Origin of the sequence: Pseudarthrobacter sp. L1SW, assembly GCF_020809045.1 — a bacterium.
Taxonomy (GTDB): domain Bacteria; phylum Actinomycetota; class Actinomycetes; order Actinomycetales; family Micrococcaceae; genus Arthrobacter.
This window is the reverse complement of sequence record NZ_CP078079.1, coordinates 1,028,736-1,045,605: the sequence shown is the minus strand read 5'-3', so window position 1 is coordinate 1,045,605 and position 16,870 is coordinate 1,028,736. Positions and strand designations below refer to the sequence as shown.

At 61.0% G+C, this 16,870-nt stretch carries 13 protein-coding genes; 1 reads left to right on the top strand and 12 read right to left on the bottom strand.

Translation table 11 applies throughout. From position 1 onward, the window contains the following. Positions 1 to 11: 11 nt before the first annotated feature. From KTR40_RS04910 to KTR40_RS04900, 3 genes are all read right to left on the bottom strand, one after another. Positions 12 to 1,418, bottom strand: coding sequence for a hypothetical protein (locus tag KTR40_RS04910; protein WP_228405462.1), 1,407 nt, complete (start codon positions 1,416 to 1,418; stop codon positions 12 to 14). Then, a complete protein-coding gene (locus KTR40_RS04905) occupies positions 1,415 to 3,559 on the bottom strand; it encodes an N-6 DNA methylase (RefSeq protein WP_228405461.1) in 2,145 nt (714 codons plus the stop codon). The genes KTR40_RS04910 and KTR40_RS04905 overlap by 4 nt, the downstream gene beginning before the upstream one ends. Positions 3,560 to 3,787: 228 nt before the next feature. After that, on the bottom strand, positions 3,788 to 6,907 hold the full coding sequence (locus KTR40_RS04900) for a DUF3427 domain-containing protein (protein WP_370633188.1): 3,120 nt from the start codon (positions 6,905 to 6,907) through the stop codon (positions 3,788 to 3,790). A 289-nt stretch (positions 6,908 to 7,196) separates the two neighbouring features. Here KTR40_RS04900 and KTR40_RS04895 point away from each other — a divergent pair, with 289 nt between their 5' ends. Continuing rightward, positions 7,197 to 7,985, top strand: coding sequence for a type II toxin-antitoxin system Phd/YefM family antitoxin (locus tag KTR40_RS04895; protein ID WP_228405459.1), 789 nt, complete (start codon positions 7,197 to 7,199; stop codon positions 7,983 to 7,985). A gap of 24 nt (positions 7,986 to 8,009) precedes the next feature. Here KTR40_RS04895 and KTR40_RS04890 read toward each other — a convergent pair whose 3' ends face one another. From KTR40_RS04890 to KTR40_RS04850, 9 genes are all read right to left on the bottom strand, one after another. Continuing rightward, complete coding sequence (locus KTR40_RS04890) at positions 8,010 to 8,474, bottom strand: hypothetical protein (protein ID WP_228405458.1); 465 nt, start codon at positions 8,472 to 8,474, stop codon at positions 8,010 to 8,012. 881 nt (positions 8,475 to 9,355) lie between these two features. Beyond that, on the bottom strand, positions 9,356 to 9,514 hold the full coding sequence (locus KTR40_RS04885) for a hypothetical protein (protein WP_370633166.1): 159 nt from the start codon (positions 9,512 to 9,514) through the stop codon (positions 9,356 to 9,358). Between the two features lie 391 nt (positions 9,515 to 9,905). Further along, positions 9,906 to 10,427, bottom strand: coding sequence for a hypothetical protein (locus KTR40_RS04880; RefSeq protein ID WP_228405456.1), 522 nt, complete (start codon positions 10,425 to 10,427; stop codon positions 9,906 to 9,908). Next, positions 10,414 to 11,319, bottom strand: a complete 906-nt coding sequence (locus tag KTR40_RS04875; protein ID WP_228405455.1) for a hypothetical protein — start codon at positions 11,317 to 11,319, stop codon at positions 10,414 to 10,416. Before KTR40_RS04875 ends, KTR40_RS04880 begins: the two co-directional genes overlap by 14 nt. Before the next feature lie 663 nt (positions 11,320 to 11,982). Next, positions 11,983 to 12,762: a carbon-nitrogen hydrolase family protein gene (locus KTR40_RS04870; RefSeq protein ID WP_228405454.1), complete on the bottom strand. Its 780-nt coding sequence runs from the start codon at positions 12,760 to 12,762 to the stop codon at positions 11,983 to 11,985. 48 nt (positions 12,763 to 12,810) lie between these two features. After that, positions 12,811 to 13,677 carry an APC family permease gene (locus KTR40_RS04865; RefSeq protein ID WP_228405453.1) on the bottom strand — a complete coding sequence of 289 codons (867 nt, stop codon included), beginning with the start codon at positions 13,675 to 13,677 and terminating at the stop codon, positions 12,811 to 12,813. A gap of 288 nt (positions 13,678 to 13,965) precedes the next feature. Beyond that, on the bottom strand, positions 13,966 to 14,421 hold the full coding sequence (locus KTR40_RS04860; protein WP_139028330.1) for a universal stress protein: 456 nt from the start codon (positions 14,419 to 14,421) through the stop codon (positions 13,966 to 13,968). A gap of 30 nt (positions 14,422 to 14,451) precedes the next feature. Continuing rightward, a complete protein-coding gene (locus tag KTR40_RS04855) occupies positions 14,452 to 15,222 on the bottom strand; it encodes a glucose 1-dehydrogenase (protein WP_228405452.1) in 771 nt (256 codons plus the stop codon). Between the two features lie 227 nt (positions 15,223 to 15,449). Continuing rightward, positions 15,450 to 16,865, bottom strand: a complete 1,416-nt coding sequence (locus KTR40_RS04850; protein ID WP_228405451.1) for an amino acid permease — start codon at positions 16,863 to 16,865, stop codon at positions 15,450 to 15,452. Between the last annotated feature and the right edge of the window lie 5 nt (positions 16,866 to 16,870).

The window sequence follows — 16,870 nt, the reverse complement described above, 5'->3', positions numbered from 1 at the left end:
GATCCTCGCCATCAGCGTTCGGCCCCCTCAATCGCCTGCGTCAGCAAAGCCAGCGCTTCATCCTCTATCACATCGGCTCGGTCACGATCACGATACGCTTGCCGAACAGAACCGGCGATTCGCTGCCGATCGGATTCGGCAGCGATCGGGATCGGATACGAAGCAACGAGTGTCGTGTGCAGGCTTTGCGGTCCCGAGCCTGCGAGCATGCTCCTAAAAATCCGCATTGAGACCTCGCTGCGGAAAAGCGCGAAGAGGTAGGCACCGGGAATATCTGCTAGGCCGGAACCAATACGGAGGAAGTGTTGGCTGTACGCGTGCGGTAGCCAACGTCCGGTAACCATCATTCCCCGGCCGAGGAGACCACCTTCGCTTGGTAGCCCTTGCGCACCCACCATCACTGTCTCATCAGCAACGAAACAGTCGGCCGGCGTCTGGGCGCGGCTGATTACACGACCGTCCTCTGGGCGGTTCCACCAACCCTGCCGCTGGCCCACTAGAAGAACTCCGCCGTGGCCAAGGTCGCTGTCAATGCGCTTAAACATTGGGCCGTTTCCCAACCGGCCATTTCTGCAAATCTCCCCGAGGGTTAGGTGCGGGACTGATGCCATCGCTTGCTTTAGGCGCAGCGCGCGTCCTGCGTAGTTCATGGCGCGCAAGGATGAAGGCGACGGGTTGACGTCGAATCCCAGGTCCCGCCCTTCGTCGTGCCAGCGATAATCGACTAGTTCGGGGAGTCCGACGGCCCGGAAAAAATCCTCGGTGGCGGCGACGAGGCCAGCCTGGGACGCTGCCCGGAGTTGCGCGCTCTCCTCGACCAGATTATGGATTCTCTGCTCCAGGGAAGAGCTAAACCGCGGCACCGGCAAATCGATCAGGTGATTCGGCTCAATGTGCTGAATAATCGCTCCGTATGCCGAGGCAACGATCATCGGCACGCCGAAGCGGCTTCGGAGGAAGGTGTTCAGGTAGCCGGGACGGATCTCCGACTCGTCTGGCACCACGCGCATGACGTGCTCGCTACAAGCGAAGCCATCCACGTCGGGGCGTGCATAGGCAATGCGGCCGACAGTGCCCGAACGGGTGACTAGTGTCCATCCAGGCTCTATCAACAGTCGCGGGAACTTCTCAGCCGCGCTCCTCGCAATGTACGGGAGGTACGAATAGTCCGCTTCCAGGACGTCGGTGCTGGAGAAGAACGGTACTCCATGCTCAGGATTGTTGACCCAGCGGCGGCTAAACCGCCCTGCATGGAAAATGCCCGTGGTAACTCTGTCGAGACGAACTGTGTTAGGCAAAGCCTCGAGCCGTTTGCGCGCCTCGAGCGCACCCGAAAGATAAGGAGTAGCGTCGAGGCGAAGGCCCTGCTCATGAAACCAATCGGCCCTGACAGGGTTATCGATGCTGGCGATTTTCACTCGTCTGCACTTACAGACTCATGCGGGTCGAAGCCCGGAATTGGATGGCGGTCGCGAAACTCCCAGTATTTCTGAGCAATTACAGGCAGATCGTTGTCGAGGACGGGCCTGCTGCGCTTGACGGTACGCGTACGGCGTACATCCTTGATTGTGAGGTACTCGGTTTCTTCATAGGTCTCCATAATGAGATCGCCGTTCGGGGACCGTTTATACAGGTCGTTTCCTCGCCGGTCAAAGCCCACCTTTTCCGCGACCGCCATGAAGACCGGGTAGGAGACGGGCCCGTTGAGCCTCTCGCTAATCTTCTCGTCAAGCGTCTTGCGTTTGAGGAAGAGCAAGGTTGTGAGGATGTTGACGTTGGCGTCCACGATGAAGGTCTCGACCGGCAGCTCGACACTCGCGAGCACCCAACACTGCTGCAGAATGAACCGCCTGATGCCCTCATCCGCCGGGCCAGGGTTCGACAAAATCCCGTTGGGCAGGACGATTCCGAGCCGGCCGCCGGGTTTGATCCACTCAATGGCCCGCTGCACGAAGAGCTGCTCTGGTGCCATGGAACCGGGCAAGTTCGCGCTGACCAGCAGCTCGCCGGTGTTCCGGTTGCGCGACCAGGACTTCGCGACCCCATCGCGGAAGTCCCCGAGCACCGACTCGTCGCTGATTGGGATGTCGGCGCCAAAGGGCGGGTTGGTAAGCAGCACATCTACGATCCCGCCCCGGCCTTCCTTAGCCAGGGGGATGCGTTTGGTCGCCTCCGCAACGCCGCTGAGGTGACCCCTCGGGAAGGAGAGGGAATCCATGTGGAAGACGTTGCCGGGCGTATCAGCCAGGGTCATGATGTTCATTGCGGTGGCGCGTACGAGGAACGGGTCGAAGTCGGCGCCGAAGAGGTGTTCGTCGGCGTACTTTCGCAGTCGGTCGCGGTACCGCTCGCCCTGCTCTGGGGAGTCGGGGATGCCGCGGGTGCCATCTTCATCCTGCATTTTGTGGTGCAGGTGGGTGAGGGTAGCGTGCAGGAAGCCGCCGGTGCCGCACGTCGGATCGAGAACGGTTTCGCCCTCCTGCGGGTCGAGGATTTCAATCATTAGCTTCACCGCGCCACGCGGGGTGAAGTATTGACCGCGGTCGCCACGGAGGTTGGTGCCGACCAACTCCTGGTAGGCCAGCCCCTTGGCGTCAATGTCCGTCAGGCCGAGATCGTAGGGCGACAACTCAGAGACGATAAAGGCGAGTGCCCGGTCCGAGAGAGTGATTTCGTCGCTTGCCTTGAAGAGACCAGAATCGGCGTACTCCTTCTTGACGTCGTCAAAAAGGTCAGTGATTCGCTCCCGGATCGCGGCGCGGCCCTGGTCGTCGTACGGCTCAGTCATGGAGGCGTAGAAGCGACGCGGGTTCCATTTCCGGACAGCGCGTTCGTCGTACATCTTCGCAAAGAGCAGAAAAAGGAATTGCCAGAAGGCGGCGTCCTTCGGCATGCCTTCGTTGCCATGAACATAGTTATGGCAACGCCGGAAGGTAGTCTTAAGCATCTCCGGTTCGGCACGACGAAGCTGTTGGGCGGACACCACTTGGCCACTGCCTACGGTGCCGTCAGACAGTGGCCAGTCAGCACGCTCGTGAAATTCCGCACCCCAACGCGTGGTCTCCTTCTCGATGAAGAAGAAGTCCACGTTGTCGGTCCACAGGCCCCAGGAACGCTCGGGGTAGTCTTCGGCCCCCAGCAGGTCCTGGAGTAAGGACATCTCAGACTTCATCTGGTCGTAAGTACGCAGCTTAACAACGTTCTTGCCGCGGTTAGGCTCCTTGTTGGTAACCACGACGCGACGCAAGTTGGCGGCATCGTGCTGACTGCCCGGGGCGAAGACCGCGATGTCGACCTTTTTACGGCGCTTGCCTTTCTCGGTTTCGACCTGGATAACGAAGTCGAGCTCCATGTCCTCCGGGGCAATTTGATACTCGTGGAAGAGCACCCGCACAATCCGCTGCCGGACCTGCTCCTTCTGAGTGTCCTTAATCGGTTTGTCCGAAAGGAAGTCGATGAGGTAGCCCTCGTCAAGGTGGTGGACCTGCTCGTCAGCTTCCCTGTTGGGTTGGGCTGCGTTGTCCGGAGTCGTCGGGTCAACCATGTCGGTTGAGCTCACCATCACATTCTCTTCTACTGCCATCGATAAAGTGCGTTCGGCCGCATTGGGCGGCCACCGGAGACGGGCATTCGAGTTCCGGTCGCACCTCGCTCAGTTCAGCGTAATGGATTGATCCAACGCGAAGCCGTAAAGTGGCCACGCGTCGCGGGCCTACGGCCCATGTGGGCTAGTTGTGACAGCAGTTGGGCCCCGCTCAGCCTTTCGGGTACAAATGAGCGGGTCCATTCACAGGGCAACGGCGGCAGCCGTCGCGTAAACGTCAGCCGGCATCGCCCGATGCAGCTTCCAGGTAATGGCGATCGGTTTCTCCCCCGAGTGCTGTACGTAGTCCACCTGTCCAAGGCACGTGTAGGGCACTGTCAGCCCGGTCTCGTCGTCCGCGGTGTCCCTCGTGAAAATCACAATTCTGGAGCCGTGGGAAACTTGGTCAAGGTAGCGCCGTCCCGTCGGGCTGGTAGTTGACGTTGCGTTCTGAGATTCCCAGTGGAACAGCTCCGGACTAATGGCGTAGTCCTTGTACATCGTGGTCGCCGAGTGCTTCTTGTCGTCCTTGTTCAGCGTCACAAAGAATGCGTCCGTGGAGGTTGCCGGACACCACGCCACGCCCTCGCGGTGCTGGACGTTCTTGCCCTGTTCCAGTGACCCGTACTGCAACGCCGCCAGCACCTCCTCGCGCCTGTAGGTGGCATGGGACAGCAGCGGGATGTGCTGCAGCCCTGCGCCGAGGCTCTTCGCCGCATGTTTCGATGCCGCCACTCCCAGTTTCATCACCTGGCGGATCTCGCGGCACACAAACTGGTAGCCGCGCAGGTGGTCCAGGCCGTCGTCGTAGGTCTTGAATCCTCCGCCGTCATCCCACATCGTGTAGAACAGCATGCGCGCAAAAGCCTGCTCGCGCATGCCCAGTTCCGCGTAGCGCGGCGCGTCGGCAGCAACCAGCATCGAATAGGCAGCGGCCCGTTCCGGGTCGTCCACGTGAATCAATGCGGCCATACGGCCCAGCAGCTTCTTTTCCTCCGCGTCCGACAACTCCTCGATCTTCCCGCGCAACACGGTCTCCAGGGGTGAGAGCCCTTCGATCAGCCCAGCCTGCCGGAGGTAACCGGTCCACGAGTCCCTGGTGGAACGGTAGATCGTCTTAACGTCATTCCCCGACCGCTCCAGATAGGCCTCCAGCTCGGTCTCGGCGTACGAGGCAATGTCCCGGACCAGCTGCGCCCGGTTAAACCGGATCTGCGCCTTGATGTTGTCCAGCACCACCTTCTGCGCCACCCGGTCCAGCACGATCTGCGAACCGGACGGCAGGTATGGGAACTCGTCCTCTACAGCCTTCTCCAGCTCCTTGCGCCCGTAGCCGGTCAGCGCCCGGTAGCGCAGATCAAAACGGAACTCACGGCGCTGCTGGCCGATGAAGTCCAGCACCGTCAGCACCGCCTTGCCCTCGGCCCGGCGCAGCCCGCGTCCCAGCTGCTGGAGAAAGACCGTGGCACTCTGCGTGGGCCGGAGCAGCAGGATGGTATCCACCTGCGGAAGGTCCAGGCCTTCATTGAAGAGGTCGACGGCGAAGATGCAGTTGATCTCCCGCTGCCCCAGGCTCCGGAGTGCTTCCTCGCGATCAGCATTGTCAGTGGTCCCGTCGACGGCGACGGAGGCAATGCCGGCCCGGTTGAACACCTCGGCCATATAGTGGGCATGCTGGACGGAGACGCAGAAGCCGATAGCCCGCATCTCGTCGGTGCTGGTGACCTTGTCCCTGAGTTCGCGGATCACCTTGGCGGCGCGGGCGTCATTGCCCGTGTAGAGGGCGCTCAGCTGGGTGGTGTCATAGTTGCCGCGCTTCCATTCCAACTGGCTCAGGTCGACGTCGTCCGAGACGCCGAAGTAGTGGAAGGGCACCAGCAGGTCAGCGTCCAGGGCGTCCCAGAGCCTCAGTTCACTGGCCGTCCGGCCGTCGAAGAACTGCCTGGCGACGTCGACGCCGTCGCCGCGTTCCGGGGTCGCCGTCAGCCCGAGGAGCTGCTGCGGTTTCAGATGGTCCACCAGGCGGCGGTACGTGGGCGCCATCGCGTGGTGGAACTCATCGATGACGACGACGTCGAAGAAGTCAGGCTCCAGCTGCTCGATGCCGAGGGAAGACAGCGACTGGACGGACGCGAAGATGTGCTTCCACTCCCGCGGCTTGTGCTCCCCCACGTAAAGCTCACCGAAGGCGCCGTCCTGCATGACGTCACGGTAGGTGCGCATCGCCTGCTTGAGAATCTCCTGGCGATGGGCGACGAAGAGTAGTTTGAGGTCGCGGCCGGCAGTTTCGCTTAGCCGTTTGTAGTCCAGAGCGGCGATGACTGTTTTGCCGGTGCCCGTGGCGGCGACCAGGAGGTTGTGGTTGAAACCCTTGAGCCGCTCCGCTTCCAGGTCCTCCAGCATCTCCTCCTGGTGGAGGAACGGCTGAACCTCAAGCCCGGTGGCGGCGTCCGGCGCCGCGGTACGGCGGCCGCCGTTGCGTTCCAGCGCAGCGTCCAGCTTTTCACCGTCACGCTCCGGGTCATAACTTTGGAAAGCTCGCTGCTCCCAGTAGCTGTCAAGGGTGACCTCAAACTTCTGCAGGAGGGCCGGGGTTGCGACCGAACTGAGCCGGACGTTCCACTCCAGCCCGTCCAGGAGTGCAGCCTGGCTCAGATTAGAGCTGCCGACGTAGGCGGTGTCGAAACCCGTGTTGCGACGGAATAGCCAGGCTTTGGCGTGCAGCCTTGTGGCCTGGGTTTCGTAGCTGATCTTCACCTCGGCCCCATACCTCGTGACGAGCTCATCGATAGCGCGGCGTTCCGTGGCCCCCATGTAGGTGGTGGTGATAACCCGGAGCCTCGCTCCGCGTTCTTTCAGTTGTTCAAGGGCCGGCTGCAGAAGCCTCAGCCCGGTCCAGCGGACAAAGGCGCAGAGGAGATCAACGCTGTCTGCCGACTCCACTTCTGCCCGGAGCTCCGCGGCCAGATTCGGCTCGTCATTGCTGTTCGTTAGAAGCGCTGAATCGCTGAGCTTGGTGGTAGGTCGGCGCAGCTGCCGGCGTTTCAGAGCGTCAGGTCGATAGAGAGACTGAAGCTGGGTGGGGCCTGAAATAATGGGATCGGCGCCATTCAACTCGTGGAGAAGTCGGTTTGCTAGGGCGACCCTGTCGGTTGGCTTGGCCGCGGTGAGGGCTTTCCGAACAGCATCTGATACATAACGGGAGAGGACTTCTGGAGCGTCTTCATCCTCAATTTCTGCAAAAAACGGCTGCAGGTTCGGCTTGCTGTCTAGTAGGCGCTTGAGCCGATCTGTGTTGAGAACTTCGTACAATCCTTCGTGCAGCCGCTCTTCTGACTCTTCCCCATAAAAGTTCGGCACTGGGCCAGGCTATGCGTTCCCGTCACCAAAGGCCACAATATGACTGGCGGCGATATCATAGGAGCGAGCAGCAGGTTCTTTTTATTGCCTAACCATTGAGTCCTTTCACGGGGGATGCCGACCACCGCGTTCGAGCTTGTGAGCCGAAGCAGGCCCACTTGCTGTCGAGAGAGACAGCTTCGCAAACCCCATCACTGCCGATCAGTTGATAATGCTGCTATGATGTCAGACACTTGTCAGACAGGAGGCTATCATGGCTATGCTTAGCATTCGCGATCTTCAGCGAAACGCTCGGGACATCTTCGACAAGATAGAGCTCGGTGGTGAGCCTATGGTGATTACTAGGCATGGACGTCCAATCGCAACCCTTATGCCAGTGGATCAGAGGCAGGCGGAGGCCATTCTCGTTTCTACCAGCGAGGAGTTCGTCAAGAGCCGGCACGAGGCACAAGACGCTCGTGCAGAAGGCCGGACCTTGGACTTGAAGGATGCGCTCCGCGATGCCCTGGCATCCTCCCAAAGTCGAGACGAGGACATCGAACCGCTCCATGATATTTCTCTGACAGCGCTCCAGGCGTGGGTGAAGAATTACGCTTACACAGAAGTCGATCGAATCAGTGACACTGTCACACGGCAGGCCGTTGAAGCAGCTACTAATCGAAGTCCAAGGAGCGTGGCCACCGAAAGTTGGCAGCAGACAATCGCTACCATGAATAACGAGTTAGTTCGTCTTAATTTATATAAAGAGTTGCTGGAATTCGCTCATGTTCGAGTTCCTTTTGCATCGGCTCTAATTAGTTCAAGAGACCTACAGGACTGGCCCTTTGAGCGTCAACAAGTTCGGTGTGCAGTGTTTAATACGCAGACATTGGTTGAGAAGATAAACCGCAACTTCGTGGTGCACTTTAGCCGAGATGACCCCGAGGAGTTTAGGAAACTCTTCACGGCAGGTCTCCACGGAGCGGTAATTTCCGCAGCCGGAGAACTCGAAGAGGTTCAAAAGGGCCGAGATGCTGCTTCACTTGCCCTACAGAAGGAGTGACCTCACTCTAAGCTCCCCTTTGTTTCAAGAGCCAAGAGATTTAGTTGAGGGTCCTTTAGCGAGTTGAATCTCGGCCTCCCGGCTCTGGCTTCTGATGTTTTTTACAGCCACTCGCAAAACAATAGTAAGAAACACGAGCAGGGAACTGAGGGTCGCAGCTAAGAGAACCGGACCGAATGGGCCAAGTTCCAAATCTAGGGCACCAGCAATAGAGGCGATTACACCGAGCGTCAGCCAACTCAGGGCACCCAAGCTGAGGGGACGAAGCAGCATGTGGCCTACTTTCGCTGGGAACATAGAAATCAAAGCGAAAGCGACGAGACCGGTTGCCAAGACCTGTAACGCCACTCCAAAGAAGGCAGAGAGATCCTCCCTTGAAGGCCTTAACGCCCCTTGAGTAACCATGAGGAATGCACAAATTCCCCCGGCGATCGGGAGCAAAAATATCCAAAAAAGCTCGGTTGCATGTCTTTTACGGATACTAATCACTTAACTCCTTCGGCAACTCCAGAACACCTTCGTTGGAAGCTCTTGAAGCTTCTATGAGGGATCTGCTCTTCTCCCTACTCACTACCCGCACCACCTTTAGCGCACCGTAGCCTAACTGACTGTCCCACATCTCGGGCATACCTGGGTTCCATTGGCCAAAAACAAAAACCTCAGGTTCTCGACGAAATATCGAAAGGACAGCGAAGTCAAGAGGGAAAAAAATCCAGGACCCCTCGGAATCCTTAGGAAACGGCAGCCAGATTATTTTTCCGAGGAAATCATTGTCAAGACCATCCAACAATCGCAAGCAACGAAGCATGTGCGCGACCGGCACAAGATCCTCGCTATACAGACGGGACAAGTTGCCGTTTCGATCCGTCTTTACAAGATCAACTGTAAAACATTGCCTCATTGCCACCCATCCTGACCATCGGCCACAGCGCCCAGATAGTGGGACTACTCTCCTAGCCGAAAATATGTCAAGTCTACGTTTTACAACACCGCCCGACGCCCACAGAGATCCATATTACTTCCGCACTTATGGCTGGCCTCAACCAAAACAAGCGTGTCTACCCGGGTCCCACTCTGTCGTGTATGCGCGAGGAGCTGAATCCGAGGGTCGGGTGACAGGCTCCTGGTGATATGAAGTCAAGGCATCGGGGAGACACTGTCCGCTTCAGCCGTAAAGCCGCCGCTGCCGGAACATCGGGAACGATTCCCGCACCCCGGCCCACCGTCTCCAGCAAGACATCCACCGCCCGGACGCCAGGCAACAATCCGAGGTCAGCCTCAACCACCCCCATCGGATCCACCAGCATGCTCCGGCACACCGATACCGGCGGAGCTTGGCACACCGCGGCTACGCTACGTAAACATTGTTTTCAATGGCCCGCGCCGCGTTCAGTGCCAGCCACTGCTCCGTCTTGTGCTCCCCCGGCACTCAGGACGAGCAGACCAGCAGAACCTGCGCCGGCGTCGGCCAGCGACCTCGCCAGTTCCGGAAACCGAAGGTCGTAACAGATCATCAGCCCGAACCGCACTCCCCGTGATCGAAAACCACGGCGCCGTGGACGGCCCCGGCTTGATGAACGTGGACTCCTCAAAGTCCTGCGCGTCGAAAAGGTGGATCGCCTGCTGCTGCATTCGAAGACAACCGAAATGCTTGGGCGCTGGCATCCAGGTGATTACTTGGGAGTTTGCTTGAGGGCGGTTACCGGAGGCCGAACGTGACGCTGGTGAAGGCGCTGGCCACGGTACTTCGGGCTGTCGTAGTTCTACTGTGGGCGACCGTCATGTCGATGACACTAACAGTGGGCTCGTTCCTCATGCACAGCGCACATCCCAGACAATGCGTAGCGGAGCTATGCATTGTTGCTTCCCCCCATCTATCCGTTCGGCAGTTGCGACGATAAGCCTGCTCCCGCGATGCCCTCAAGACAACTCCATCAGCTGCAGCTCAACTGCATCAATCAGTGCAAGCATGTCTCCGGGAAGCACAGCGTCCTTCAAAAGTCTGCCATCGTAGTCCTTCGAGAGTTGAATGCCATCGAATATCGCATCCCTCCACCACTTTCCCTTGATGTGGAAACGTCCCCCGTGAGCTATTGCATTGCGAACGTGGCGGACAAATTCAAACAGTGGACGCTTGTCAAAGTAATCCTCCTCAGCCAGAAGGTGACCCAGTTCCAAAATCATCAGATTGGGCCAAACTTTTATCATTCCGAGGTTAGTAGAACCGTCAACCTCGCCACCGTGAAAGTAGGGCGCTATGGCGAGCTTATGCATCGGACCAGTCTTGCGCCCGTGTTGAATGAAGCCGTCAGGGGGAAGATCGAAGAGCTCAAGAATTCGAGCCCTATCTGGACGCATCGATAGGATCAAGCCGCCCATCCCTGAGTAGACCAGCCCAGCCTTCATTTCGGCTATGCGGGCAGCGATTTCACGGGGCTTCACGTGCCAACCCCCTGCTTAGGTTCTTCCCGGGAAGAAGTTCACTATGCGCCTCTGGCGGGTACGTCCAGTAACTCGCCTGTTCGTTGCCGTAAAGGAACGTAAGTCGTCCGGGCGCGGTTCCGTCATCCTCTAACGGCCTGGGAATTTGGGACTGGTATTTCGCTAGTGCCGTGCGTACTGCCTCGCTAGCCTTGTAGTACTCCATGAAAACCCGTGCGTAACCAACCAGGGTTACTCGCTTGTGTACCCACTTCCCGCCGGTCCAGAGGTCCTGAGTTACTACTGTCCGCAGGTCCTGGAGGCTGGTGTGCACATCAACGCTGGCCTTATCCAGTGGGAACCAGAGCGTAAGGGAAGTGCGATTCTCCCTTTGAAGGGCTGTCTGTAGGTCCAGAGGCAGGTCGGCGGCGTAAGGAACGATCTCCTTGTAGGCGGACGCTGCCAACGAAAGTCTGAAAGCGATGTGGGCTGTGATGTCGTCATTGTGGTTGATAGCCCTCAGCACTTTGGTTAGGTGCTCCTCTGTGACCCGGCGCGGAGGGCATGATGCAACCCGTTCAAGGTCCCGGACCATATCCATGCCCGAGTAAGCGATTGCTTCCAGAGGCATCGCCAGGGTGAGGAAGCGGGCCTTCTCCTTCCGCCGTGCCGGCTGTGCCACGACAAGGAGATGAAACAGGAAAGCACTCAGGTAGGCAATGCACAAGTCAAAAAGCCATGGAAGAGGATCTGGTTCTTGTTCCCCTGCGGCTGGGACTGGCTGCGGAATATTGCTGATGAAGACGGTGACAGCCACACCAATGATGGCAATACCGGCGAGTATGTTGAGGGCCAGATGCTCGCGGCCGAAAGTAAACCCCGTCCCTTCCAGCCAGTGCCTGATTCGCCTCACCGAGAGAGACTACCCGTGAAGGTTCCAGAACCACACATCGTTGCCCCCTGTCGAAGCACAACCGCAGCAACCTCACCCAAGTCTTCGGATCCGAAAGCCGCACTGGGCAGGAGGTTTGCGCTCCGACGCCCAGGTCACCTTCATGGACAGGTCTCACCATCGTCCAGGCACGCAGCATGGTTCGCGTCGGCCCGTACTCTCGTTACCCGTCATCGAACACTGCCGCTGCGGGAAGGATGCGGGTGACTCTCGTGCTGGCTCCAAGCCCTAGGCACCCTCTGCTGGAAGCAGCTACTCGCAGGCGATACCGACGGAGTTGACCTCAAGCCCCGGTAAACAGGCCGCCATTAGTGGACGGGCGTTACGCCTGCGTTCCTGCCCCAGCCAAGCCTCCGCCGGCGGACCAAGCGCCGATCATCACACCCGATGTCACAGAGGAAAATTCCAAGCTCGCCTCCCGGCAAGGCGCGGGCATTCTCACGGACGATGAGTTCAACGCAAAAAGGAAAAGTTGCTGAACCGGCTCTGACGCCCAAGAATTGAAATCAGTGGTACGGCGGCGATGTGAAAACGTCCCGACCTAGAGGTCCAGTTACCACTTCCGAAGCCACCGTACGGCCCACGTCCCCCGGCGCTTACGGCAGTCAGCAAGTTATCTCGGCCCTACAACCGTCGCTGCCGGAACATCGGAAACGATGCCCGCACCCGGTCCACCGTTTCCATCGAAACCTCCACAGAACGCACCCCCGGCTCCAGCCCAAGGTCAGCCTCGACAACACCCATGGGATCCACAAGCACGCTCCGGCCCACAGATACCGGCGGCGCCTGGCACACGCCCGCCACGTACACGCTGTTCTCGATGGCGCGCGCCGCGTTCAGCGCCAGCCACTGCTCGGTCTTGTGCTCGCCCGGCACCCAGGACGAGCAGACCAGCAGGACCTGCGCGCCGGCGTCGGCCAGTGACCTTGCCAGCTCCGGGAACCGCAGGTCGTAGCAGGTCATCAGCCCAAACCGCACTCCCCCGTGCTCGAACACCACCGGGTCAGTGGACGGGCCCGGCTTGATGAACTCGGACTCCCCGAACCCTTGCGCGTCGAAAAGGTGGATCTTCCGATAGAAAGCCAGCCGGCCGCCGTCGGGCCCGAACGCGACCAAAGTGTTGTACGCCCGGCCCGGCTCGTCCGACGTCTCCACGACGCCCGCCACCAGCGCGATGCGGTGGCGGCGGGCAGTGGCGGCGAGTGCCTGACAAACGGGGCCGTCCAGCGGCTCGGCCACCGCCGGGAACGTCGCGTCCACCTTCTTCTTCTCGTAGGTGGCGTACTCCGGGAAGGCGACCAGCGCGGCGCCGTCGCGCGCTGCATCGGCGGCAAACCGGTCGATCGCGGCTAGGTTGGCCTGGATGTCGGCGCCCGACTCCAGCTGCCCCAGCGCTATCTTCACGAGTGTTCCTTCCCTTGCCACAAGAACCACGCTACAAACAAAACAGGCTCAGGCGGCAGCCTCGACCGTTGCCTTCTCCGTGGCCGTCATCTCCGGCGGCGCCGCCTTGAAGCCGCGTGTGATCAGGGCCAGGACCACGATTCCTAGCGCCAACCAGGACACCCCCAGCGTAATGGCGTTGCTGTCCAGCTGGGAGAGCAGGTAGGCGCAGATGATCGCGCCGATCATCGGGACCACCACGTAGGACACCGGGTTCAGCTGCTGCCCGGCCCGGCGCTGACGCACGTAGTGGAACACCACTGAGGCGTTCACCAGCGTGAAGGCGGTGAAGGCACCGAAGTTGATGAACGATGTCGACGTGGCCACGTCCAGGAAGAGCGCGATCAGGCCCACGATGCCGGTGATCACCAGGTTCGCGACCGGGGTGTGGAACTTCTCGCTGAGCCGGCCGAAGACGGCCTTGGGCAGGACGGAGTCGCGGCCCATCGCGTACAGCAGGCGGGAGGCGCTGGCCTGCGCGGCGAGGCCGGAGGCGAACTGCGCCACCACCAGGCCGGCCAGGAACACGGCACCGAACAGCTGCCCGCCGATCTGCAGCGCGATGGAACTGGCCGCGGCGGCCGAGTCCTCGAACACGCCGCCCGGGTGCACCAGCTGGGTCACGTAGGACACCGCCACGAAGATGCCGCCGCCGATCAGGGCCACGAGCATGATGGCGCGCGGCACGGTCCGGCGCGGGTTGATGTCGTTGAAGAACGGCTGCCCGCTGGCCAGTCCCCCGTGACGATGGTCAGAACTCGAATGCCGCTCTCCCTCGGCACGCGAAAAAGCAGAAGATCCCCGGAAAATGATCGACAACGGGCTGACCAGCCCGTCGCCGGAGGCTCCCGGTAGCCGCGTGGTTTGGCAGTACATAGGGGAAGCCCCACCAGCAATGCTGAAGGGGCTTCGACTGTTTTGATTCCGTTATGACGAACATCATCTCCCGAACTTGCGGGAATCCCGGTGCTTCCTGCCTCGTCACCGGCAGGCCACCTGGACCAGGTCCACGGTGTGTTCCAAGGTTCCCCTGTTGTTCGTTCCCGCCCTTCTTTCGAAGAACGTATTAACAGTGTTACGCCTGGTTTTCCGGTGGCGCAAGAGCCGAATTTCCAGTGGATTTAGGGCTTCCGGGACGGCCTCAGCCAGGCATGTACCAGGGGATCACGCCTGGGAATGGACCACCAGGACAGGACATTGTGCGTGGTTGACCACCTGAGTCGAGACGGAGCCCAGGTGCAGCCCGGGAAATCCCCCGTGGCCCCGGGAGCCAACGACAACAAGATCAGCGTCTTTGGCAGCGTCGAGAATCGCCGACGCCGGTGAATGGGTGTCAACGAGCTGACCTTCAGCGGTCACGCCGCCGTCTGCGGCGGCCTTCAGCGCCTCGCCCTGGACCATCCGCGCGATCTGCTCCGGAGACTCTTCGGCGGCAATTTCACCTGCAGCCGTTTCCAGAACAGCCGGATACCACGCCAGCGGCGGCTTGTTCCAGGCGGTGACGAGGCGGAGTTGGCCGTTACGCTGCCGTGCCTCATCGATGGCCCAGTCCAGTGCTGCCTGGGAATGTCCGGAACCGTCAAAACCCACAACAATCACGAACGGACCGGTGCTGGTCATTTGTCCTTTCCTTTCACTGCCTCGCCTCGATTACCGAGCCGTATCGCGTGGAGGGTACGGCTGCTCCTGCCGGGTGACCGTCCCCGCGGTGTCACCACCATCGATGACGAATTCGGCTCCGGTCACGAACGACGATTCGTTGGAAGCCAGGTACAAAACCAGGTCCGCGACCTCCCCCGGATGACCTATGCGGCCCAGTGCCACATGGCTCATGTCGAACTCGATGTCGGCCGTCATCGGGGTTGAGATGACTCCGGGATGGACCGAGTTGACCCTGATGCCATGGGGTCCCAAGTCCAGCGCCGCGCTCTTGGTCAGTCCCCGCACGCCGAACTTCGAGGCCGTGTATCCGGGGATCTGCTCGTAGCCGCGAATGCCGGCTATTGAGGAAATGTTGATGATTGACCCGCCCTTGGACTGCTTCAGGGCCGGGATCGCGGCCTTGATCCCGTTGAAGGTGCCGGTCAGGTTGACGGCGATGACGGCATTCCACTGATCCAAGGTGTAGTCCTCGATGGAGGCGAAGTTCACGATGCCCGCATTGTTCACCAGAATATTGAGGCCCCCGAACGTTTCGACGGCGGCACCCACCGCTGCCTCCCAGTCCTGCGGACTGGTTACATCAAGGTGGACGTAGAGCGCCCCGGAGCCCATGCGCTGCGCGGTCTCCTTACCCTCCTCGTCCAGGACGTCCCCAATGACCACCTTCGCCCCTTCGCCATGAAGCCGCGCCGCCACGGCGGCTCCAATCCCGCGCGCGCCACCGGTGACCAGTGCTACTTTGTCGATGACCCGTTCCATGTGAGGCTCCTTCGGTGGTGCTGGCGGTGCGGGGTTCGGTGCCAGCTGTCATGCTTCCATCGGACGTCCGCGACGGCTTCGGGGGTAGAGTCCAAAGTCCCCGGAGCCGCGGCCCGGGGTCCAGGCAGCAGGTGAAGGCCGTGTTTGCCATGCGAAAGGACGCGCCCGGCCAAAGCCGGACGCGCCCTTCCCGCACACTGACCCCGCAGCGGGGTTCAGCTCCTGGTTCAGTCGACGAGGACCGGCTCCTTTTCACGGTCAGAAGACTCAATCCGGCCCGCAACCTTCCGGCCGCCACGGTGGTTCAGCCAGTTCGCCACCGCCAGCAGCGCCACGAGTCCAAAGGTGCTCAACAGCTGGGGACGCGAATCCTCGCCGATGAAGCCCACCGTGAAGATCGCCGCGAGGATGACCAGGCCAACCACCGTGAGCCAGGGGAAGCCGGGCATCCGCAGGGGAAGCTCCGTCCCATCACGGTCGGCACGGAGGCGCAGCGCGAGCTGGGCCAGGAGCGCGGACGTCCACACCAGCAGGCAGGTGGAGCCCACGATGTTGAGCAGGACGCCAAGGACCATCTCGGGGAACACCAGTTCCAGCACAACCGTGACAACACCGAAGGCAACGCTGGCCAGGACAGCGACCACGGGAACCCGCGCGTTGGACACGGAAGCGAGCCAACGCGGCGCTTCACCGCGCTCCGCCAGGGAGAAGGCCATCCGGGAGGCGCCGTAGAGGTTGGCGTTGAGGGCGGAGAGCAGTGCGGCGACAGCAACCAGGGTGATGGCGGTTGCGGCACCGGGCATGCCGGCGGCTTCCAGGACAGCGGCGAACGGGCTCTTCAGCCCGGCCGAACCCACGGGAACCACGGCAGCGATGATGAAGATGGCACCGATGTAGAACACCAGGATGCGCCACAGCACGGTCCGGACAGCCTTCTTCACGCTGCGGGCAGGCTCCGCCGTCTCGGCTGCCGCGACGGACACGATCTCGGTGCCGCCGAAGGCGAACGCCACCACAAACAGGGCCGTTGCGATCCCGCCGAAACCGCCCGGGGCGAAGCCGTCGCCCATGAAGTTCGCCAGGCCCGGCGACTGCACACCCGGCAGCCAGCCGAAGAGCAGCGCAGCGCCCACCAGGAGGAACCCGACGATCGCCGCCACCTTGAGCAGGGCGAACCAGAACTCGAACTCGCCGAAGTTCTTCACGCTGGTCAGGTTCACGGCGGTCAGCACCACGATGAACACGAACGCCATCAGCCACACCGGCAGCGCGGGGAATATGGTGGCAAGCAGCCCGGCCGCACCAAGCGCCTCCGCGGCGATGACCACCACCAGCTGCAGCCACCAGAGCCAGCCCACCGTGGCGCCGGCCACCGGCCCGTAGGCCTTCGCGGTATAGACGGAGAAGGCGCCGCTGTCCGGGTTGGCGGCGGCCATCTCGCCGAGCGCCCACATCACCAGGATGATGAGCGTCCCGGCCACGAGGTAGGAGATCAGCACGGCCGGGCCGGCGGCCTGGATGCCCGCGCCGGAGCCGATGAAGAGGCCCGCGCCGATGGCGCTGCCAAGCCCCATCATGGTGAGCTGGCGGGGTTTGAGGGCGGCGCCGAGGGCGCGGGCAGACGTCTTTGTCTGTTGTTCCATGGGGA